Source organism: Kitasatospora sp. NPDC015120 (assembly GCF_043080305.1).
Taxonomy (GTDB): Bacteria; Actinomycetota; Actinomycetes; order Streptomycetales; family Streptomycetaceae; genus Kitasatospora.
On sequence record NZ_JBIBVJ010000010.1, the window covers coordinates 68,177 to 91,216 of the forward strand.

The following is a 23,040-nucleotide window of genomic DNA, read 5'->3' on the forward strand; positions in this document are numbered from 1 at the left end:
GCGGACCCGGCGCTGCGTCCGCGCGGAAAATGCACGGTTCTGGCTGTCATTCATCAGGTCGATGGAGCATGGTAATGAGCGAGTTCGATTCGGTTAAACCCGCGTTCGACATGATGACCGGGGAAGCGGTCGCCGTCATCGGCGCGGCCCGCCGCCCGGCACGGCCCTGCGACGAGATCGACGCGGAGTTCTTCGGGCTCCCGTCCGACGGGCCCGCGGTGGCGGACCCGGACCGGGCCGTGCTGCTGGAACCGCTCTGGGAGGCCCTGGAGGACGCCGGCGTCGTACCCTCGGGGCCGGCGGGCTCGGGCACCGGTGTCTTCCTCGCCCTGCCGCCGGGGGCGGACGACGACGGCGGCGAGGACGCCTTCACCGCCCTGGTCGGCGCCGCGCTGCGGCTGGCCGGCGGCGGCGCGGGCGTCGCCGTCGCCCGGTCCGCGCGGGCGGCCCTGCACGCCGCCCGCGCGAGCCTGGCCGGCGGCGCGCACGAACTCGCGCTCGTCGCCGGGCCGGACCCGCTGCTCCCCGCTCCGGACGACGCGGCGGAGCAGGACGGCCACGGCGCCGTCCTGCTCAAGCCGCTCGCCCGGGCGCTCGCCGACGGCGACCGGATCCACGCCGTGCTCGACGGCGAGGACCTGCGGGTGACACCCGGCCCCGCGGCGGCGGCCGGACCCGACGACGAGCCGGCCGCCGAGACCGCGCCGCACCCGGTGGCCTGGGTCGTCTCCGCGCCCGACCCCGAGGCGCTCGCCGCCCAGGCACAGCGCCTCCACACCCACCTGGCCGGCCGTCCCGCCCTGCGGCCCGCCGACGTGGGCCACGCCCTGGCCACCCGCCGCCACCGGTTCGCCGAACGCGCCGTCGTGCTCGGCGACACCCGCGAGGACCTCCTCGCCGGGCTCGCCGCCGCGGCCCGCGGCGACCTCGCCGCCACCCTGGTGCGCGGCACCGCCGGCCCGGCCCGCCCCGCCCTCCTGCTGCCCGGCCAGGGTGCGCAGTGGGCCGGCATGGGCGCCGAACTCCTCGACACCTGCGCCGCGTTCCGCGAGTCCGCCGAGGCCTGCCGGGCCGCCCTCGCCCCGCACCTGGACTTCGACGTGCTGGACGTGCTGCGCGACGCCCCCGGCGCCCGGCCGCTGGAGGGCGTGGACGTCATCCAGCCCGCGCTGTTCGTCTTCCAGGTCGCCCTCGCCGAGACCTGGCGCGCCTTCGGCGTGCGGCCGCGGGCCGTGGCGGGCCACAGCCTCGGCGAGATCGCCGCGGCCCACCTCGCGGGCGTGCTCACCCTGGCCGACGCGGCCCGGGTGGTGACCGTCTGGAGCCGCTGGGAGGCGACGCTGGCGGGCCGCGGCGCGATGGTCGTGATCCCGCTGCCCGCCGAGGAGGTCGCCGCCCGCCTGGCCCGCCGGGACGGCCGGCTGGTGATCAGCGCGTACAACGGGCCCGCCTCCGTGGTGCTCTCCGGCGACGCCGACGCCGCCCTCGGCCTGCTCGGCGAACTGAACGCCGAGGGCGTGCGCGCCCGTCAGGTGGCCGTCGACGTGGCCGCGCACTCGCCCCAGATCGAGGAGATCCGCGCACAGGTGCTGGACGGGCTGGCCGGCCTGCGCCCGCGCACCGCCCACACCCCCCTCTACTCCTCGCTGGACGGCGCCCGCATCGACGGCCGCGAGGCGGACGCCGCCCACTGGTACGCGCTGCTGCGCCGGCCCGTGCAGTTCGAGCGGACCACCCGCGCACTGCTGGCCGACGGCCACGACCTGCTGATCGAGGTCGGCCCGCACCCCTCGCTGACCGCCGCCGTGCAGGACAGCGCCGCCGCAGAAGGCCGCGAGGCCGCCGTGCTCGGCTCGCTGCGCCGCGAACAGGGCGGCCTGCGCCGGCTGCACACCGCGCTCGCCGAGGCCCACGTCCGGGGCGCCGAGGCCGACTGGCCCGCCGCCGTGGCCGTCGACGCCCCGGCCCCGCGCCCCGTGCCGCTGCCCACCTACGCCTTCCGCCGTCCGGGCGACGAGCGGGCCCGCCCGGCCGGGCGCACCGGGCTGCGCGAGCGGCTGCTCGCCCTGCCCGCGGGCGAGCACGAGCGGGTCACCGCAGAGCTGCTGCAGGCCGTCGTCGCCACCCTGGTCGGCTCCGCCGGCCCGGGCGCGGTCAGCGCCGACCGCTCCTTCCGCGACCTCGGCCTCGACTCGGTCGGCGCCGTCGAACTGCGCAACCGGCTGGGCGAGGCCACCGGACTCGCCCTGCCGCACACCGTGGTCTTCGAACACCCCACGCCCGCCTCCCTGGTGCGCCGTCTGCTGGCCGAGGCGCTCGGCGCGGGCGAGCGGGCGGCCGAGGACGACACGGTGGCCGCCTGGGACGAGCCGATCGCGATCGTCGCGATGAGCTGCCGCCTGCCCGGCGGGATCAACACCCCCGAGGAACTGTGGCGGGTGCTGAGCGCGGGCGAGGACACCCTCTCGGCGCTACCGCGCGACCGCGGCTGGGACGTCGACGGCCTCTACGACGCCGAGCCGGGCCTCGCCGGGCGCTACTACCAGCGCGAGGGCGGCTTCCTGCACGACGCCGCCGACTTCGACCCCGAGTTCTTCGGGATCTCGCCGCGCGAGGCCCTGGCCATGGACCCGCAGCAGCGCCTGCTGCTGGAGACCGCCTGGGAGGCCTTCGAGCGGGCCGGCATCGTCCCGCGGAGCCTGCGCGGCAGCCGCACCGGCACCTTCGTCGGCGCCATGACCCCGGACTACGGCCCGCGCCTGCACCAGGGCGACGAGGAACTCGGCGGCTACCTGCTGACCGGCAGCACCGCGAGCGTCGCCTCCGGGCGCATCGCCTACTCCTTCGGCCTGGAGGGGCCGGCGGTGACGGTTGACACGGCCTGCTCCTCCTCCCTGGTCGCCCTGCACCTGGCCGTGCAGGCGCTGCGCTCGGGCGAGTGCTCGCTGGCCCTCGCCGGCGGTGCCACCGTCATCCCCACGGTGGGCATGTTCCTGGAGTTCAGCCGTCAGCGGGCCCTGGCGCCCGACGGCCGCTGCAAGGCCTTCTCGGACCGGGCGGACGGCTTCGGCCTCGCCGAGGGCACCGGCATGCTCCTGCTGGAGCGGCTGTCCGACGCCCGGCGCCACGGCCACCCCGTGCTCGCCCTGGTGCGCGGCACGGCGATCAACCAGGACGGCGCCAGCAACGGACTGACCGCCCCCAGCGGCACCGCGCAGCAGCGCGTGATCCGCCAGGCCCTGGCCGTCGCGGGGCTCGCCCCGGCCGACGTCGACGCGGTGGAGGCGCACGGCACGGGTACGACGCTGGGCGACCCGATCGAGGCGCAGGCCCTGCTGGCCACCTACGGGCAGGACCGTGAACTCCCCCTGTGGCTGGGGTCGCTGAAGTCGAACATCGGCCACACCCAGGCCGCGGCCGGGATCGCCGGCGTCATCAAGATGGTCCTCGCGCTCCAGCACCGGACGCTGCCGAAGACCCTGCACGCGGCCGAGCCCTCGACCCGGGTGGACTGGACGGCGGGCGCGGTGCGGCTGCTGGCCGAGCCGGTGGACTGGTCCGACGGCGACCGCCCGCGCCGGGCCGGCGTCTCCTCCTTCGGCATCAGCGGCACCAACGCCCACGCCATCCTCGAACAGGCGCCCGCCACCGACCCGGACGTGTCCGCCGCGCCCGCCGCGCCCGCGGCCGACGCCGCCCCCCAGGGCGCGGAGCAGCCCGTGCCGTGGCTGCTCTCCGCCCGCACCCCCGAGGCCCTCGCCGCCCAGGCCCGCGCGCTGCTCGCGCACGCCGAGGCCCACCCCGGCCTGCACCCCGCCGACCTCGGCCACGCCCTGGTCCGCACCCGCACCGCCTTCGAACACCGGGCCGTGGTCATCGGTGCGGACCACGCGGAACTGACCGACGGGCTGCGGGCGCTGGCCGCCGGCGGCGCCGCCCCCCACACGGCCCAGGGCCAGGCCGCCGAGGGCCGGCGGGTGGTGTTCGTCTTCCCCGGCCAGGGCTCGCAGTGGGCCGGCATGGCGGTCGACCTGCTGGACGGCTCGGCGGTCTTCCGCGAGCGGATGCGCGCCTGCGCCGCCGCGCTCGCCCCCCACGTCGACTGGTCGCTGGAGGACGTGCTGCGCGGCGCCCCCGGCGCACCGGCGCTGGAGGCCGCCGCCGTCGTGCAGCCCGCGCTGTGGGCCGTCATGGTGTCGCTGGCGGAGCTGTGGACCGCCTCCGGCGTCCGGCCCTCGGCCGTGGTCGGCCACTCCCAGGGCGAGATCGCCGCGGCCTGCGTGGCGGGCGCCCTCGACCTCGACGACGCGGCCCGCGTCGTCGCGCTGCGCAGCCGGCTGCTGGGCCGGCTCGCCGGGCTCGGCGGCATGGTGGCCCTGCCGCAGTCGCCGGCGGAGGTCACCGCACGGCTGGCCCGCTGGGACGGCAGGATCGGCGTCGCGGCCGTGAACGGCCCCCGCTCGGTGGTCGTCTCCGGGGACGCCGACGCGCTGGACGAACTGCTGGCCGCCTGCGAGTCGGACGGTGTGCGGGCCCGGCGGGTGCCGGTGGACTACGCCTCGCACTGCGCCCACGTCGAGGCCATCGAGGAGGAACTCGCCGAGGCACTGGCGGGCATCACCCCGCGCGCCCCGCAGGTGCCGTTCTACTCCACCGTCACCGGCGAGGTGGTCCGGGGCGCGGAGCTGGACGCCGCCTACTGGTACCGCAACCTGCGCGGCACCGTGCAGTTCGAGCCGGCCACCCGGCGGCTGCTGGCCGACGGCCACCAGGTCTTCGTCGAGGCCAGCCCGCACCCGGTGCTCGCCCTCGGCGTCCAGGAGAGCGCGGAGGCCGCCGGGGTGCCCGCCGAGGTGGTGGGCTCGCTCAACCGGGGACAGGGCGGCCCTGCCCGCTTCCTGCGGGCACTCGGCGAGGCCCACGTCCGGGGCGTGGACGTCGACTGGCCGGCGGTCTTCCCCGGCCGCGCCGCCCGCACCCTCGCCCTGCCGACCTACCCCTTCCAGCGCCGCCGCCTGTGGCTGGACCCCGACGCGCCCGCCGCCGCGGCCCCGGCGGTCCGCGACGCGGCCGAGACGCGGTTCTGGGAGGCCGTCGAGAACGAGGACCTCCAGGCGCTGGCCGACACCCTGGCCCTGGACGCCGACGCCGCGCTCCCCGAGGTGCTCGGCGGGCTCGCCGCATGGCGGCGGCAGGCCGACGAGACCGCCACGGTCGACGGCTGGCGCTACCGGATCGACTGGCGGCCCCTGCCGCGCACCCCGGCGGCGGTGACCGGGACCTGGCTGGTCGTCACCCCCGCCCCGGCCTCCTCCGCCGCCGAGGAGCCGCCCCGGCTCACCGCGATCCGCCGCGCGCTCGCCGAGCACGGCGCGCGCACCGAACCGTTCACCGTCGAGCCCGGCGAGGACCGCGGGCGACTGGCGGCCCGGCTGGCCGAGCTGGACACCGCCGGCTTCACCGGAGTGCTGTCCCTGCTGGCGGACGCGGAGCAGGAGCTCGCGGCCCACCGGGTGACGGCCGGCCTCGCCGCGACCCTCACCCTCGTCCAGGCGCTCGGCGACGCGGACCTCGGCGCCCCGCTGTGGTGCCTCACCTCCGGCGCGGTCGCCACCCGTCCCCAGGAGCCGCTGCGCAGCCCGTCGCAGGCCCAGCTCTGGGGACTGGGGCGCGTCGTCGGCGCCGAGTACCCCCAGCGCTGGGGCGGCCTGGTCGACCTGCCCGAGGAGCTGGACGAGCGCTCCCTCGCCCTGCTCACCGGCGCCCTGGGCGGCACGCGCGGCGAGGACGAACTCGCGGTCCGTGACGGCGTGGTGCTCGGCCGGCGGCTGGTCAGGGCCACCGCGAGCGCCGCTCCCGCCCGGGCGGGCCTGCGCCCGCGCGGCACCGTCCTGATCACCGGCGGCACCGGCACCCTGGGCGCCCACGTGGCCCGCCGCCTGGCGCAGGAGGGCGCCGAGCACCTGGTGCTGACCAGCCGCGCCGGCCTGGACGCGCCGGGCGCCGCCGGACTGCGCGCCGAGCTGGAGGCCATCGGCGCCCGCACCACCGTCGCCGCCTGCGACGTGGCCGACCGGGACCAGCTGCGCACGCTGCTCGACGCACTGGCCGGGGACCCACCGCTCACCGGCATCGTGCACGCCGCCGGTGTCCTGGACGACGGCGTGCTCGACGCACTGACCGTCGAACGCCTGGAGCGGGTCCTGCGCCCCAAGGTGGACGCCGCCCTCCACCTGCACGAGCTCACCGCCGGCCACCCACTGGACTTCTTCGTCCTGTTCTCCTCGGTGGCCGGTGTCGTCGGCAACGCCGGCCAGGGCGGCTACGCCGCGGCCAACGCCTTCCTGGACGCGCTCGCCCACCGGCGCCGCGCCGAGGGCCTGCCCGCCACCGCCGTCTCCTGGGGCTCCTGGGGCTCCGGCGGCATGATGGCCGACGCCGTCGAACAGCACCTCAGCCGCCGCGGCATCGTCCCGATGCGCGCCGACCTCGGCGTCGAGGCGCTGCTCCGGGCCATGGAGCACGACGACACCGCGGTCACCCTGGCCGACATCGCGTGGGACCGCTTCGTGGCGGCCTTCGCCGTCACCGGCCGCTACCCCCTGCTGAACGACCTGCCCGAGGCACGCCGGCTGCTGGACGGCGGCGCGGCCACGGCCGGCGCCGCCGGGGCGCAGGGCGGCGCAGGTCAACCGGCGCTCGCCCAGCGGCTGGCCGGGCTGTCCGGGACCGAGGCGGCCCGCACGGTCCTCGAACTGGTCCGGGCCCAGGCCGCCACGGTGCTCGGCCACGCCGGAGCGTCCGCCGTCCAGCCCGGGCGCGCCTTCCGCGAGGTCGGCTTCGACTCGCTGACCGCCGTCGAACTGCGCAACCGGCTGGCCGCGGCGACCGGCCTGCGGCTGCCCACCACCGTCGTGTTCGACCACCCCACCCCCGAGGCCCTGGCCGGCCACCTGCACGCCGAGGCCGGCGGACAGCGGGAGGAACGGAGCGAAGCGTCGCACCCGGTGGACGGGGCGAACCCGGGCGCGGACGGCGAGCCGATCGCCATCGTCGCGATGAGCTGCCGCTTCCCCGGCGGCGTCCACTCGCCCGAGCAGCTGTGGCAGCTGCTGGCCGACGGCGCCGACGCGCTGACCGGCTTCCCGGAGGACCGCGGCTGGGACCTCGACACCCTCTACCACCCCGACCCCGAGCACCTCGGCACCACCTACTCCCGCGAGGGCGGGTTCCTCCACGACGCCGCCGAGTTCGACGCCGCCTTCTTCGGGATCTCGCCGCGCGAGGCGCTGGCCATGGACCCGCAGCAGCGGCTGCTGCTGGAGACCTCCTGGGAGGCGTTCGAGCGGGCCGGCATCGACCCGGCCACGCTCAAGGGGACCCCGTCCGCCGTCTTCGTCGGCTCCAACGGCCAGGAGTACGCCTCCGGCCCGGGCCGGGCACCCGAGGGCGTCGAGGGCTACCTGCTCACCGGACGCGCCGCCAGCGTCGTCTCCGGCCGCCTGGCCTACGTCTTCGGCCTGGAGGGGCCGGCGGTGACGGTCGACACCGCGTGCTCGTCCTCCCTGGTCGCCCTGCACCTGGCGGTGCAGGCCCTGCGGCAGGGCGAGTGCACGCTCGCGCTGGCCGGCGGGGTGACCGTGATGGCCGACCCCGGTGTCTTCGTCGAGTTCAGCCGCCAGCGCGGACTGGCCGCCGACGGCCGCTGCAAGGCCTTCGCCGCGGCGGCGGACGGCACGGGCTGGGGCGAGGGCGTCGGCATGCTGCTGCTGGAGCGGCTCTCCGACGCCCGGCGCAACGGACACCCGGTGCTGGCCGTGGTGCGCGGCAGCGCGATCAACCAGGACGGTGCGTCCAACGGACTGACGGCGCCGAACGGCCCCTCCCAGCAGCGGGTGATCCGCCGGGCGCTGGCGAACGCGGAGCTGTCGGCGGCGGACGTCGACGTGGTGGAGGCGCACGGGACCGGCACCACGCTGGGCGACCCGATCGAGGCGCAGGCGCTGCTGGCCACCTACGGGCAGGACCGCGAACGGCCGCTGTGGCTGGGCTCGTTGAAGTCCAACATCGGCCACACCCAGGCCGCGGCGGGCGTGGCCGGTGTGATCAAGATGGTGCTGGCCATGGAACACGGGCTGCTGCCGAAGACCCTGCACGTGGACGAGCCGACCCCGCACGTGGACTGGTCGGCGGGTGCGGTGGAACTGCTGACGGAGCCCGTCGACTGGCCGCAGGGCGACCGTCCGCGCCGGGCCGGCGTGTCGGCCTTCGGCGTCAGCGGCACCAACGCCCATGTGATCCTGGAGGCGGTCCCGGCTCCGGAGCCGGCCGAGGGGGAGCCCGCGAGCGGGGTGGACCTGCCGCTGCCGTGGGTGGTGTCGGGCAAGGACGCCGGCGCCCTCGCGTCGCAGGCCCGGCGGCTCGCCGCCCACCTCGACGAGCACCCCGGCCTGGACCTCGCCGACCTGGCGTTCTCGCTCTCCACCGGCAGGGCCGCGCTGGAGCGGCGTGCGGTGATCGTGGGCCGGGACCGGGAGGAGCTGCGGGCCGGACTGACCGCCCTGGCGCAGGACGGGACGGCGCCGCACCTGGTGCGCGGCGCGATCGGGCCGGACGGCGCCCGGCTGGCCCTGCTCTTCTCGGGGCAGGGGAGTCAGCGGCTGGGGATGGGGCGTGAGCTGCACGCGTCGTTCCCGGTGTTCGCGGAGGCGTTCGACGAGGTCTGCGCCGCGGTGGACGTCCACCTGTCACGGCAGTTGCGGGACGTCGTTTTCGGTGAGGACGCCGAGCTGCTGGCGCGCACCGAGTTCACCCAGCCCGCGTTGTTCGCGGTGGAGGTGGCGCTGTTCCGGCTGGTGGAGTCGTGGGGGGTGCGGGCGGACTTCCTCGCCGGCCATTCGATCGGCGAGCTGGCCGCCGCGCACGTCGCGGGGGTGTTCTCGCTGGCCGATGCCGCCGAACTGGTGGTGGCGCGTGGCCGGTTGATGCAGGAGTTGCCGTCGGGCGGGGTGATGGTGGCGGTGCAGGCCCCGGAGGCCGAGGTGCTGCCGCTGCTCGCCGGTCGCGAGGAGCGGGTGGGCATCGCGGCGGTCAACGGTCCGTCGTCGGTGGTGCTGTCGGGTGACGAGGCCGCGGTCGCGGAGGTCGTCGGGCTGCTGGAGGGCCGCCGCACCAAGCGGCTCACGGTCTCGCACGCGTTCCACTCGCCGCTGATGGAGCCCATGCTCGCCGCCTTCCGCGAGGTCGCCGAGCGGATCACCTTCGGCGCGCCGACGCTGCCGGTCGTCTCCACGCTCACCGGACGGCCGGTCACCGCCGAGGAGGTGAGCGACCCCGGCTACTGGGTGCGCCACGTGCGCCACGCCGTCCGCTTCGCCGACGCCGTCGACACCCTGGCGGGGGAGGGCGTGACCGTGTTCCTGGAGGTCGGCCCCGGCGGACTGACCCCGATGGTCCAGGAGACCCTGCCCGACACCACCGCCGTCCCCGCCCTGCGCAGGGACCACGCCGAGGCCGAGTCCTTCACCACCGCGCTGGCCCACCTCCACACCCGGGGCGTCGCCCTCGACTGGGACGCGGTCCTCGCCGGCCGGGGCGCCCGCCGGATCGACCTCCCCACCTACGCCTTCCAGCGCCAGCACTACTGGCTCCGGATGCCGACGGCCGCCGACGCGGCCGCGATCGGCCTCGCCGACGCCGAACACCCCATGCTGGGAGCCGTCGTGGGGCTTCCGGACGGCAGCACGGTGCTGACCGGACGGCTCTCGCAGGCCACGCACCCCTGGCTCGCCGACCACGCGGTGTCCGACGTGGTGCTGGTCCCCGGCACGGCCTTCGTCGAACTGGCCGTCCGGGCGGCCCGGCAGGTGGGCCACGACCGGGTCGAGGAGTTCACCCTGGAGGCCCCGCTGGTGCTGCCCGACCGCGGCGGCGTCCACCTGCGGCTCACGGTCGGCCCCGAGGACCCCGCCGGGCGGCGCACGCTCGCCCTGCACTCCCGGCCGGAGGACCGGCTCGACACGCAGGAGTGGACCCGCCACGCCGCCGGGACGCTCGCGAACGGACCCGCACCCGCCGAGCCGTTCGACCTCAGCGCCTGGCCGCCCCCGGGCGCCACCCCGGTGGACACCGCCGACCTCTACGACCGGCTGGACGAGCTGGGCTTCGGCTACGGCCCGGTCTTCCGCGGCCTGCGCGCCGCCTGGCGCCGGGGCGAGGACCTGTTCGCCGAGGCCGCCCTGCCCGCGCCCGCCGCCGCCCAGGCGGGCGCCTACGCCCTGCACCCCGCGCTGCTCGACTCCGCGCTGCACGCCTCCTGGCTCGGCCTGCTCTCCGGCGCCGAGACCGGACAGGGCCTGCTGCCGTTCTCCTGGGGCGAGGTGGACCTGCGGGCCGGCGGCGCCGCCGTCGTCCGCGTCAAGCTGAGCCCGGCCGGACCGGACACCGTGTCGGTGCTCGTCGCCGACGGCGCGGGACTGCCGGTCGCGTCGGTCGGAACCCTGGTGCTGCGCCCCGTCGCGGCCGAGCAGCTGCGCGAGGCCGCCAGGGCCGACCGGGACGCGCTGTTCCGGCTCGACTGGGTGGACGCGCCGCAGGGCGAGGCACTGCCCGCGTCGGCGGTGCTGGTCCTGGAGGCCTCCGCCGACGGCCCGGAGCTGTCCGCGCTCGCCGATGCTCCGCTGCCGGCCTACACGGCGGTCCCGGCGGCGGCGCCCGCGGAAGCCGGGCCGGACGACCCGGCCGGGCTCGCCGACGCCGTGCGCGCCGCGAGCCACCGGGCGCTGCGGCTCGTGCAGGCCTGGCTCGCGGACGACCGCTTCACCGCCTCGCGGCTGGTGCTGGTGACCCGGCACGCCACCGCACCCGACGGTGCGACCGGGACGGTCGATCCGGCCCAGGCCGCCGTCTGGGGCCTGCTGCGCTCGGCCCAGTCGGAGCACCCGGACCGGTTCGTGCTGGTCGACCTGGACCGCGCCGCCGATGCCGCCGCCGTCCTGCCCGCCGCCCTGGCCGGCGGCGAGCCGCAGCTCGCCGTCCGGGACGGGCGCGTCCTGCTGCCCCGCCTGGCGCGGAGCGCGGACCCCGGGCCCGGCGCCGGCCGGACCCTCCCGGCCGGGGGCACCACGCTGATCACCGGCGCGACCGGCACGCTCGGCCGGCTGGTGGCCCGCCACCTGGTCACCGAACACGGCGTGCGCCACCTCCTGCTGGTGGGCCGCCGAGGGCTCGCGGCCGAGGGAGCGGCGCAGTTCGAGGCCGAGCTCACCGCCCTGGGCGCCGAGCCCGTCACCGCCGCCTGCGACGTCGCCGACCGCGACGCGCTCGCCGCACTGCTCGCGACGATCCCCGCCGAGCGCCCGCTCACCGCCGTGCTGCACGCGGCCGGCGTGGTGGACGACGGCACCGTCTCCGTGCTCACACCCGAGCGGGTGGACCGGGTGCTGCGCCCCAAGGTGGACGCGGCCCTCCACCTCCACGAGCTGACCCGGGACACGGACCTGTCCGCGTTCGTGCTGTTCTCCTCCGTCTCCGCCACGCTCGGCGGCGCCGGGCAGGGCAACTACGCGGCGGCGAACGCCTTCCTGGACGCGCTCGCGCAGCGGCGGCGGGCGGCCGGGCTGCCGGCGGTCTCGCTGGCCTGGGGCCTGTGGGCCGAGGGCAGCGGCATGACCGGCAAGCTCGCCACCGCCGACCTCGCCCGGATCCGCCGGATGGGCCTGGCCGCGATGGACTCCGCCGAGGCCCTCGCCCTGTTCGACGCCGCGAGCGCGAGCGACGCCGAGGTGCTCTACCCGGTGCGCCTGGACGCCGCCGGACTGCGCGGCCGGGCCGCCGACGGCGAGGTCCCGGCCCTGCTGCGCGGGCTGGTCAGGCCGGCCCCCCGGCGGACCCGGGCCGCCGATTCCCCGGCCGCGGGCGACTCCGGCACCCTCGCCGGCCGCCTGGCCCCGCTGGCCGAGGCCGAGCGGGTCCGCGTCCTGCTGGACCTCGTCCGGCTCCAGATCGCGACCGCGCTCGGCCACGCCTCCCCGGAGCAGGTCGATCCCGAACGGGCCTTCAAGGACCTGGGCTTCGACTCGCTGACGGCGGTGGAGCTGCGCAATGCGCTGAACGCGGCGTGCGGGGTGCGGCTGCCGGCGACGCTGGTCTTCGACCACCCGACGCCGGAGGCGCTCGCGCGCCACCTGCTGACCGAGCTGACGGGCTCGTCGGCGGGCGCGGCCGAGGAGGACGCGCCGACGCCGCTGAGGGCGTCCTCCGGGCTGCCGCCACAGGCCGGGGCGGACGAGCCGATCGCGATCGTGGGGATGAGCTGCCGGTATCCCGGCGGGGTCAGTTCGCCGGAGGAGCTGTGGCGGCTGGTGGCCGGGGGCGGGGATGCGATCGGTGGTTTCCCGGCGGACCGTGGCTGGGACCTGGAGGGGTTGTACCACCCGGATCCGGAGCACGCGGGTACGAGCTACACGCGGGAGGGCGGGTTCCTGTACGGGGCGGGGGAGTTCGATCCGTCGTTCTTCGGGATCTCGCCGCGTGAGGCGCTGGCGATGGACCCGCAGCAGCGGCTGTTGCTGGAGACCTCGTGGGAGGCGTTCGAGCGGGCCGGGATCGATCCGGCCTCGGTGAAGGGCTCGCGGACCGGCGTCTTCGCCGGTGTCATGTACCACGACTACGGCTCCCGCCTGCCCGTCGCGCCCGAGGGCTTCGAGGGGTACCTGGTCAACGGCAGCGCGGGCAGCATCGCCTCGGGCCGGGTGGCGTACACCTTCGGTCTGGAGGGGCCGGCGGTGACGGTGGACACGGCCTGCTCGTCCTCGCTGGTGGCGCTGCACCTGGCGGCGCAGGCGCTGCGCTCGGGTGAGTGCTCGCTGGCGCTGGTGGGTGGTGTCACCGTGATGGCGACGCCGAGCATCTTCGTGGAGTTCAGCCGCCAGCGCGGGCTGTCGGCGGACGGCCGTTGCAAGGCGTTCGGCGCCGGGGCGGACGGCACGGGCTGGGCCGAGGGCGCGGGCATGCTGCTGGTGGAGCGGCTGTCGGACGCCGAACGCAACGGTCGCCGGGTGCTGGCGGTGGTGCGCGGCTCGGCGGTCAACCAGGACGGGGCGTCCAACGGTCTGACGGCGCCGAACGGGCCGTCGCAGCAGCGGGTGATCCGCCAGGCCCTGGCCAACGCGGGACTGTCGGCCGCGGACGTGGACGTGGTGGAGGCGCACGGCACGGGCACGACGCTGGGCGACCCGATCGAGGCGCAGGCGCTGCTGGCGACCTACGGGCAGGACCGTGAACGGCCGCTGTGGCTGGGGTCGTTGAAGTCGAACATCGGTCACACCCAGGCCGCGGCGGGTGTCGCGGGTGTGATCAAGATGGTGATGGCCATGCGGCACGGTGTGCTGCCGAAAACTCTCCACGTGGACGAGCCCTCGCCGCACGTGGACTGGTCGGCGGGTGCGGTGGAGCTGCTGACGGAGCCGGTGGAGTGGTCCGTGGGCGACCGTCCGCGCCGGGCCGGCGTCTCCTCGTTCGGCGTCAGCGGCACCAACGCGCACGTCGTGCTGGAGCAGGCCCCGGCGGCGGTCACCGACGAGAGCCCGCAGGAGGCGCCGACGTCGGACGTCGCCGTCGCCTGGCCGCTGTCGGCGAAGGACCCGGCCGCGCTGCGGGGCCAGGCGGAGCGCCTGCTCACGCATCTCGCGGAGCGACCGGAGCTCGGCCTCGCCGAGGTCGGCCGCTCGCTGGCGACCTCGCGCGCCGCCCTGGCGCACCGCGCGGTGGTGGTCGGCCGGGGCCGGGAGGAACTCCTCCAGGGCCTGTCCGCGATGGCGGAGGACCGGCGGCCGTCCGCCGGCCTGGTGATCGGCGAGGCGGGTTCCACGGCCGGTCGGCTCGCCTTCCTGTTCTCGGGGCAGGGGAGTCAGCGGGTGGGGATGGGGCGTGAACTGCACGCGTCGTTCCCGGCGTTCGCGGCGGCGTTCGACGAGGTGTGCGCCGCGGTGGACGTGCACCTGGAACGGCCGTTGCGGGACGTGGTGTTCGGTGAGGACGCGGAGCTGCTGGCGCGCACGGAGTTCACCCAGCCCGCGCTGTTCGCGATCGAGGTGGCGCTGTTCCGGCTGGTGGAGTCGTGGGGGGTGCGGGCGGACTTCCTGGCCGGTCACTCGGTCGGTGAGCTGGCCGCCGCGCACGTCGCGGGCGTCCTCTCGCTCGCCGATGCCGCCGAACTGGTCGCCGTGCGTGGCCGGTTGATGCAGAAGTTGCCGTCGGGCGGGGCGATGGTGGCGGTGCAGGCCCCGGAGGCCGAGGTGCTGCCGCTGCTCGTCGGTCACGAGGAGCTCGTGGGCATCGCTGCGGTCAACGGCCCGACCTCGGTGGTGCTCTCGGGTGCCGAGGACGCCGTCGCGGAGGTCGTCGCACTCCTGGAGGGCCGCCGCACCAAGCGGCTCACGGTCTCGCACGCCTTCCACTCGCCGCTGATGGAACCGATGCTCGCCGCCTTCCGCGAGGTCGCCGAGCGCATCACCTTCGCCGCGCCGACGCTGCCGATCGTCTCCACCCTCACCGGACGGCCGGTCACCGCCGAGGAGGTGGCCGATCCCGAGTACTGGGTGCGCCACGTGCGTGGCACCGTGCGGTTCGCCGACGCGGTCACGGCGCTGGCCGGCGAGGGCGCGACGGCGTTCCTGGAGGTCGGCCCCGGTGGCCTGACCCCGATGGTGCAGGAGACCCTGTCCGACGCCGTCGCCGTCCCCGCCCTGCGGCCGGACCGCACCGAATCCGCGGCCTTCACCACCGCCCTCGCCCACCTGCACACCCGGGGCGTCGCCCTCGACTGGGACGCGGTCTTCCCCGGCCGGGGCGCCCGCACGGTCGACCTGCCCACCTACGCCTTCCAGCGTCGGCACTACTGGCTGGAAGCGCCCGCGGCCGCCGGGGACGTGGCCTCGGCCGGCCTGGCCGCCGCCGAGCACGCCCTGCTGGGTGCGGCTGCGAGCCTGCCCGACGGCGGCGTCCTGCTGACCGGGCGGCTGTCGCTCCCCTCCCACCCCTGGCTGGCGGACCACGCGGTGTCCGGTGTGACCCTGCTGCCCGGCACGGCCTTCCTCGACATGGCGGTCCGGGCCGGCGACGAAGCCGGCTGCGACCGGGTGGACGAACTGACCCTCTCCGCGCCGCTGGTGCTCCCCGCACGGAACGCGGTGCAGATACGGGTGACCGTCGCGGCCGCCGACGGGACCGGGCGGCGCGCGGTGGAGATCCACTCGCGCCCCGAGGACGGTGCGGCGACGGACGCCCCGTGGACGTGCCACGCCGTCGGCCTCCTCGCACAGGCCGGGGACGCGCCCTCGCCGGACACCGCCGACGCGGCCGTCTGGCCGCCCGCCGGTGCGACGGCGGTGGACATCGACGGCTGCTACGAGCGGCTGGCGGAGGCCGGTTTCGGCTACGGCCCGGTGTTCCGGGGCCTGCGGGCCGTGTGGCGGCACGGGTCGGAGCTCCTGGCCGAGGTCGCCCTGCCCGAGGACGTCCCGGTGGCCGGCTTCGCCCTGCACCCGGCCCTGCTCGACGCCGCCCTGCACGCGATGGGGGTGGGCGGATTCCTGGCCGACGGCCACGAGGGACGGTTGCCGTTCTCGTGGAGCGGGGTGCGCGTGTCCGCCACGGGCGCGACGGCGCTGCGGGTCCGGCTGGCCCCGTCCGCCGGCTCCGGGGCGGACACCGTGGCGCTGACGATCGCGGACGGCGCAGGCCGCCCGGTGGCGTCGGTGGACACGCTGGCCCTGCGGTCGGTGACGGGCGAGCAGCTCGCGGCGGCCCGGTCCACGGAGGCGGGTTCGCTGCTCCGGGTGGAGTGGGTGCCGGGGGTGGCGTCGGCCGGTGCGGTGGAGGTGGAGGTCCGTGAGGGTGTGGCGGATCTCGGGCGTGACGGTGCTGCGGTGCCCGGGGTGGTGGCGGTGTTGTGCCCGCCGTCGGGGTCCGGTGCGCAGGGTGTGCGCGGGGCTGTGGGCGCGGTGCTGGAGCTGGTGCGGGAGTGGGTGGCGGAGGAGCGGTTCGGCGGTTCGCGGTTGGTGCTGGTGACCCGTGGCGCGGTCGCGGTGGGACCGGACGAGGCTGCGGGCGTGGAGCCCGGTCAGGCGGCGGTGTGGGGCTTGGTGCGGTCGGCGCAGTCGGAGCATCCGGGCCGGTTGGTGCTGGTGGATGTGGAGCCGGTGGTCGGTGATGTCCGGTCGGCGGTGTCGGCGGCGGTGGCGTCGGGGGAGCCGCAGGTGGCGGTGCGTGGTGGTGAGGTGTTGGTGCCGCGTCTGGCGCGGGTGGCTCCCGGCGAGCGGTCTGCCGTTTCCTTCGCCGAGGGTGGCACGGTGCTGGTGACGGGTGCGAGCGGGACGTTGGGCCGGTTGGTGGCCCGCCATCTGGTCACCGAGCACGGCGTGCGGCGCCTGTTGTTGGCCAGCCGTCGCGGGGAAGCGGCGCCGGGTGCCGTGGAGTTCGAGGCCGGACTCGCCGCCCTGGGCGCCGAGGTGGTCACGGCGGCGTGCGACGTCGCGGACCGTGAGGCGCTGGCCGGGCTGCTGGCGGCCGTCCCGGCGGAGCATCCGCTGACGGGAATCGTGCACGCGGCGGGAGTGGTGGAGGACGGCATCGTCACCGCCCTCACGCCGGAGCGGATCGACGCGGTGTTCCGCCCGAAGGTGGACGCGGCGCTGCACCTGGACGAGCTGACGCGAGGTTCGGAGCTGTCGGCGTTCGTCCTGTTCTCCTCGGCGGCCGGGGTGTTCGGCAGTGCCGGGCAGGGGAACTACGCGGCGGCGAACGCGTTCCTGGACGCGCTCGCGCAGCAGCGGCGGGCGGCCGGGCTGCCGGCGGTGTCGACGGCCTGGGGCCTGTGGGCGCAGGACAGCGCGCTGAGCGGCGAGTTGAGCGAGGCGGACCGGCGCCGGATCTCCCGTTCCGGGATGGCCGCGATCGAGACCGCCGACGGTCTGGCGCTCTTCGACGCCGCCCTGCGCACCGCCGAGCCGGTCGTGGTGCCCACCCGGCTGGAGTACGCGGCGCTGGCCGCACAGGCCCGCTCCGGATCGCTGCCGCCGCTGCTCAGCGGTCTGGTGCGGACCCCGGTGCGGCGCACGACGGCCGGCGCCGCCACGGCCGCGCCCGGATCGTCGCTGGCGCAGCGACTGGCGGGCCGCCCCGAGGCCGAGCAGCTCGACCTCGTGCAGTCCCTGGTGCGGGAGCAGGCGGCCACCGTACTGGGCCACGAGTCGGCGGCCACCGTCGCGTTGGACCGGCAGTTCCGGGACCTGGGCTTCGACTCGCTGACGGCGGTGGAGCTGCGCAACGCACTGAACGCGGCGTGCGGGGTGCGGCTGCCGGCGACGCTGGTCTTCGACCACCCGACGCCGGAGGCGCTCGCGCGCCACCTGCTGGCCGAGCTGACGGGCTCGTCGACGGCCGAGCGCGAGCTCGCCGGCCTCTCCCGGCCGACGGCCGGGGCGGATGAGCCGATCGCGATCGTGGGGATGAGCTGCCGGTATCCCGGCGGGGTCGGCTCGCCGGAGGAGCTGTGGCGGCTGGTGGCCGGGGGCGGGGACGCGATCGGCGGTTTCCCGGCGGACCGTGGCTGGGACCTGGAGGGGTTGTACCACCCGGATCCGGAGCACGCGGGTACGAGCTACACGCGGGAGGGCGGGTTCCTGTACGGGGCGGGGGAGTTCGATCCGTCGTTCTTCGGGATCTCGCCGCGTGAGGCGCTGGCGATGGACCCGCAGCAGCGGTTGCTGCTGGAGACCTCGTGGGAGGCGTTCGAGCGGGCCGGGATCGATCCGGCCTCGGTGAAGGGCTCGCGGACCGGCGTCTTCGCCGGCGTCATGTACCACGACTACGCCTCGCAGCTCGCCGAGGTGCCGGACGGCCTCGAAGGCCACCTCGGGATGGGGACCTCCGGCAGCGTGGCGTCCGGCCGGGTGGCGTACACCTTCGGTCTGGAGGGGCCGGCGGTGACGGTGGACACGGCGTGCTCGTCCTCGCTGGTCGCCCTGCACCTGGCGGCGCAGGCCCTGCGCTCCGGTGAGTGCTCGCTGGCGCTGGTCGGCGGGGTCACCGTGATGGCGACGCCGAACACCTTCATCGAGTTCAGCCGCCAGCGCGGGCTGTCGGCGGACGGCCGCTGCAAGGCGTTCGGCGCCGGGGCGGACGGCACCGGCTGGGCCGAGGGCGCGGGCATGCTGCTGGTGGAGCGGCTGTCGGACGCCGAACGCAACGGTCACCGGGTGCTGGCGGTGGTGCGCGGCTCGGCGGTCAACCAGGACGGTGCGTCCAACGGTCTGACGGCGCCGAACGGGCCGTCGCAGCAGCGGGTGATCCGCCAGGCCCTGGCCAACGCCGGGCTGTCGGCCGCGGACGTGGACGTGGTGGAGGCGCACGGCACGGGCACGACGCTGGGCGACCCGATCGAGGCGCAGGCGCTGCTGGCCACCTACGGCCAGGACCGGCCGGCGGACCAGCCGCTCCGGCTGGGTTCGGTGAAGTCGAACATCGGTCACACCCAGGCGGCGGCGGGCGTGGCCGGCGTGATCAAGATGGTGATGGCGATGCGGCACGGCGTGCTGCCGCGCACCCTGCACGCGGACGAGCCGTCGCGGCACGTGGACTGGTCGGCGGGTGCGGTGGAGCTGCTGGCGGAGGCCGTCGACTGGCCGCAGGGCGACCGTCCGCGCCGGGCCGGTGTCTCCTCGTTCGGCGTCAGCGGCACCAACGCGCACGTCGTGCTGGAGCAGGCCCCGGAAGCGGTCATCGACGAACGGCCGGCGCGCGGCGAGGCGGTGGTGCCCTGGACGCTGTTCGCCAAGGACGAGCCCGCGCTGCGGGCGCAGGCGCGGCGGCTGGCCGCGTTCGTCACCGAGCACCCCGACCTCGACCCGGTCGACCTCGGCTACTCGCTGGCCACCACGCGGGCCGCGATGGAGCACCGCGCCGTGGTGGTGGGCCGTGACCGGGAGGAACTGCTCCAGGGCGTGGCGGCGATCGCCGAGGACCGGCAGGTGCTCGGATCGGCGCGCGGCTCCGCCTCCCCGGACGCCGGGCCGGCCCTGCTCTTCTCGGGGCAGGGGAGCCAGCGGCTGGGGATGGGGCGTGAGCTGTGCGCGTCGTTCCCGGCCTTCGAGAACGCCTTCGACGAGGTCTGCGCCGCCGTGGACGTCCACCTGGAACGGCCGTTGCGGGAGGTGGTGTTCGGCGAGGACGCCGAACTGCTGGCGCGCACCGAGTTCACCCAGCCCGCGTTGTTCGCGGTGGAGGTGGCCCTGTTCCGGCTGATCGAGTCCTGGGGGGTCCGCCCCGCCTTCCTCGCCGGCCATTCGATCGGCGAGTTCGCCGCCGCGCACGCCGCCGGTGTTCTGGCGCTCGCGGACGCCGCCGAACTGGTGGTGGCGCGTGGCCGGTTGATGCAGGAGCTGCCCCCGGGCGGGGTGATGGTGGCGGTGCAGGCCCCGGAGGCCGAGGTGCTGCCGCTGCTCGCCGGTCGTGAGGACCGGGCGGGCATCGCTGCGGTCAACGGCCCGTCGTCGGTCGTGCTCTCGGGTGCCGAGGACGCGGTGACGGAGGTCGTCGGGCTGCTGGAGGGCCGCCGCACCAAGCGGCTCACGGTCTCGCACGCCTTCCACTCGCCGCTGATGGAACCGATGCTCGCAAACTTCCGGGAGGTCGCCGAGCGGATCACCTTCGCCGCGCCGACGCTGCCGCTCGTCTCCACGCTCACCGGACGGCCGGTCACCCCCGAGGAGGTGACCGATCCCGAGTACTGGGTGCGCCACGTGCGTGGCACCGTGCGGTTCGCCGACGCGGTCACGGCGCTGGAGGCACAGGGGGTCACGGCGTTCCTGGAGGTCGGCCCGGGCGGCCTGACCCCGATGGTGCAGGAGACCCTGCCCGAGGCCGTCGCCGTCCCCGTCCTGCGGGCCGACCGTGCCGAGGACGCGGCGCTGACGACCGCCCTGGCCGAACTGCACACCCGCGGCGTCGCCCTCGACTGGGACGCGGTCTTCGCCGGCCGTGGAGCCCGCCGGGTCGATCTGCCCACCTACGCCTTCCAGCACGAGCGCTACTGGCTGGAGTCCGGCCGCCCGGTGGGCGATGTCACCGCGGCGGGCCTGACGGCCGCCGACCACCCGCTGCTGGCGGCGGTGGTCCCCCTGGCCGGAGGCGAGGGCACCCTGCTGACGGGCCGGCTGTCCCTGGCGGCGCAGCCCTGGCTGGCGGACCACGTGGTCACGGGTGCGGTCCTGCTGCCCGGGACGGCGCTGGTGGACCTGGTGCTGCGGGCCGCCGACGAGGTGGGCTGCGACCTCCTGGAGGAGCTGACCCTCCAGGCGCCGCTGGTCGTCCCCGAGCAGGGCGCGGTGCAGGTGCAGATCACGGTGGGCGGCGCCGACGAGTCCGGCCGCAGCACGGTGAACGTGTACGGGCGCCCGGAGGCGGGCGACGGCTCCGAGCCGTGGATCCGCCACGCGACCGGAGCGGTCGCCGTCGGGCGGAGTGAGGACTTCGACCTCGCGGACTGGCCGCCGGCCGGGGCGGAGGCCGTCGCGACGGAGGGCTGCTACGACCGCCTGGCCGGACTGGGCCTGTCCTACGGCCCGGCGTTCCAGGGGTTGCGCGCGGTCTGGCGGCGGGGCGAGGAGGTGTTCGCCGAGGTCACGCTGCCGGAGGGCACGGAGGCCGACGGGTTCGGCGTCCACCCGGCCCTGCTGGACGCGGCCCTGCACGGGGTCGGACTCGGCGGACTGCTGCCCGACACCGGCCAGGGGCGGATCCCGTTCTCCTGGAGCGGGGTGCGGCTCGCGGCGACCGGGGCGCGGGCGCTGCGCGTGCGGCTGACGTCGGCCGGAGCGGACGCCGTCTCGCTGCTCGTCGCCGACGCCGCCGGGCGGCCCGTCGCCACCGTCGACTCCCTGGTGCTGCGCCCCGTCGCCGCCGAGGAACTGACCGCTGCCCGCGGGGACGCGCTCCACCGCGTGGACTGGACGGTCCTGCCGGCCGAGTGGCGGCCGATGGCGCAGGCCTGGGCCGTCATCGGCGACGACGACGGCCTGCGCACCGCCGTCGAGGAGACCGGAGCGCAGGCCGACTTCCACCCGGACCTGGCCGAGGTGCTGCGGCGGGTGGAGAGCGGCGGCCGGGTGCCCGCGGTGGTCCTGGCCGCGGTGGGCGGCCAGGCCGACAGCGACCACCCGGTCCGGCACGTGCACCGCACCGTCCACCGGGTGCTGGAGCTGGTGCAGCAGTGGGTGTCCGACGAGCGGCTGAGCGATTCCCGGCTCGTGGTCCTGACCAGCAACGCGGTGGTCGCGCGGGACGGCGACAAGGAGGTCGATCCGGCCCAGGCGGCCGTCCGGGGCCTGGTGCGGTCGGCGCAGTCGGAGCACCCGGGCCGGTTCCTCCTGGTCGACCTGGACCGGGACGCGGAGTCGGTGCGCGTCCTGCCCGGGCTGCTCGACGCGGGGGAGCCGCAGGTGGCGGTGCGTAGTGGTGAGGTGTTGGTGCCGCGTCTGGCACGGGTGGTTCCCGGTGGGCGGTCTGCCGTTTCCTTCACCGAGGGCGGCACGGTGCTGGTGACGGGTGCGAGCGGGACGTTGGGCCGGTTGGTGGCCCGCCATCTGGTCACCGAGCACGGCGTGCGGCGCCTGCTGCTGGTGAGCCGTTCCGGTGCGGGTGCGGAGGGCATGGCGGAGCTGGTGGCGGAGTTGGGTGCGGCGGGTGCGGAGGTGGTCGTCGAGGCGTGCGACGTGGCGGACCGTGAGGCGCTGGCCGGGCTGCTGGCGGGGGTTTCGGCCGAGCATCCGTTGACGGGGGTGGTGCATGCGGCGGGGGTGACGGACGACGGGTTGGTCGGGTCGTTGTCGCCGGAGCGGATCGACGCGGTGTTCCGTCCGAAGGTGGATGCGGCGCTGCATCTGGACGAGTTGACGCGGGGTTCGGAGCTGTCGGCGTTCGTCCTGTTCTCCTCGGCGGCCGGGGTGTTCGGCAGTGCGGGGCAGGGGAACTACGCGGCGGCGAACGCGTTCCTGGACGCGCTCGCGCAGCAGCGGCGGGCGGCCGGGCTGCCGGCGGTGTCGATGGCCTGGGGCCTGTGGGCCGAAGGCAGCGGCATCACCGGCCGGATGACGGAGGCCGACCGGGCCAGGATGGCCCGCGGCGGAGTCCTGCCGCTCGCCACCGAGGAGGGGCTGGCACTCTTCGATGCCGCGCTGGGCCAGGACGGGACGACCGTCGTGCCGGTGCGCCTGGATCCGGCGGGTCTGCGGGCGCAGGCCGCGGCGGGGTCGCTGCCCGCGCTGCTTCGGGGCCTGGTGCGGGTGCCGGCCCGGCGGGCGGCCGCGAGCGCGGCGCCGGGCGGGGCGGCCACGCTGGCCGCACGGCTGACCGGCCTGCCCGAGGCCGACCAGCGCAAACTGCTGCTGGACGTGGTCTGCGAGCACGTCGCGTCGGTCCTGGGGCTCGCCTCGCCCCAGGCGGTGCGTCCCGACCGGCAGTTGCGCGAGCTCGGGTTCGACTCGCTCACGGCCGTCGAGCTGCGCAACCGTCTGGCCGCGGCCAGCGGACTGCGGCTGCCTCCGACGCTGATCTTCGACTACCCGACGCCCCACGAGGTCGCCGAGTACCTGCGGGCCGAGTCCGCGCCGGCGGCGCCCGGTGTCGGCGAGCTTCTCGCCGGACTCGACGGCCTGGAGGCGGCGCTGCGCACGGCGGCGCCGGACGGTGAAGGCCGTACGGCGGTCGCCTCGCGGCTGCGGGCGCTGGCCGCGCTCTGGGCGGACGCCGCTCCGGCCGAGGACACCGGCGTCGCCGAGGAGCTCAGCGCCGCGACCGACGACGAGATGTTCGACTTCATCGGCAAGGAGTTCGGCATCTCCTGACCCCGACCCCCGGCGAGTTGGCGGACAACTCCCGTTCCCCACGACGAATCTGCCGGAATCCGGCTCCACGCGACATCTGCAAGAGGGTGGCCTCAGGTGAACAACGAGGAAAAGCTCCGCTACTTCCTCCGGCGAG

The 23,040-nt window shown here is 76.4% G+C and carries 1 protein-coding gene; it reads left to right on the forward strand.

The genetic code is table 11. The features are described 5' to 3' along the window. The first annotated feature begins 74 nt into the window (after positions 1 to 74). Complete coding sequence (locus tag ACF1AK_RS22700) at positions 75 to 22,904, forward strand: type I polyketide synthase (RefSeq protein WP_391500632.1); 22,830 nt, start codon at positions 75 to 77, stop codon at positions 22,902 to 22,904. The last annotated feature ends 136 nt before the right edge of the window (positions 22,905 to 23,040 follow it).

Bases quoted from the DNA above. Each gene is read 5' to 3' on its own strand.
- ACF1AK_RS22700 (WP_391500632.1), top strand. From the start codon at position 75: ATGAGCGAGTTCGATTCGGTTAAACCCGCGTTCGACATGATGACCGGG.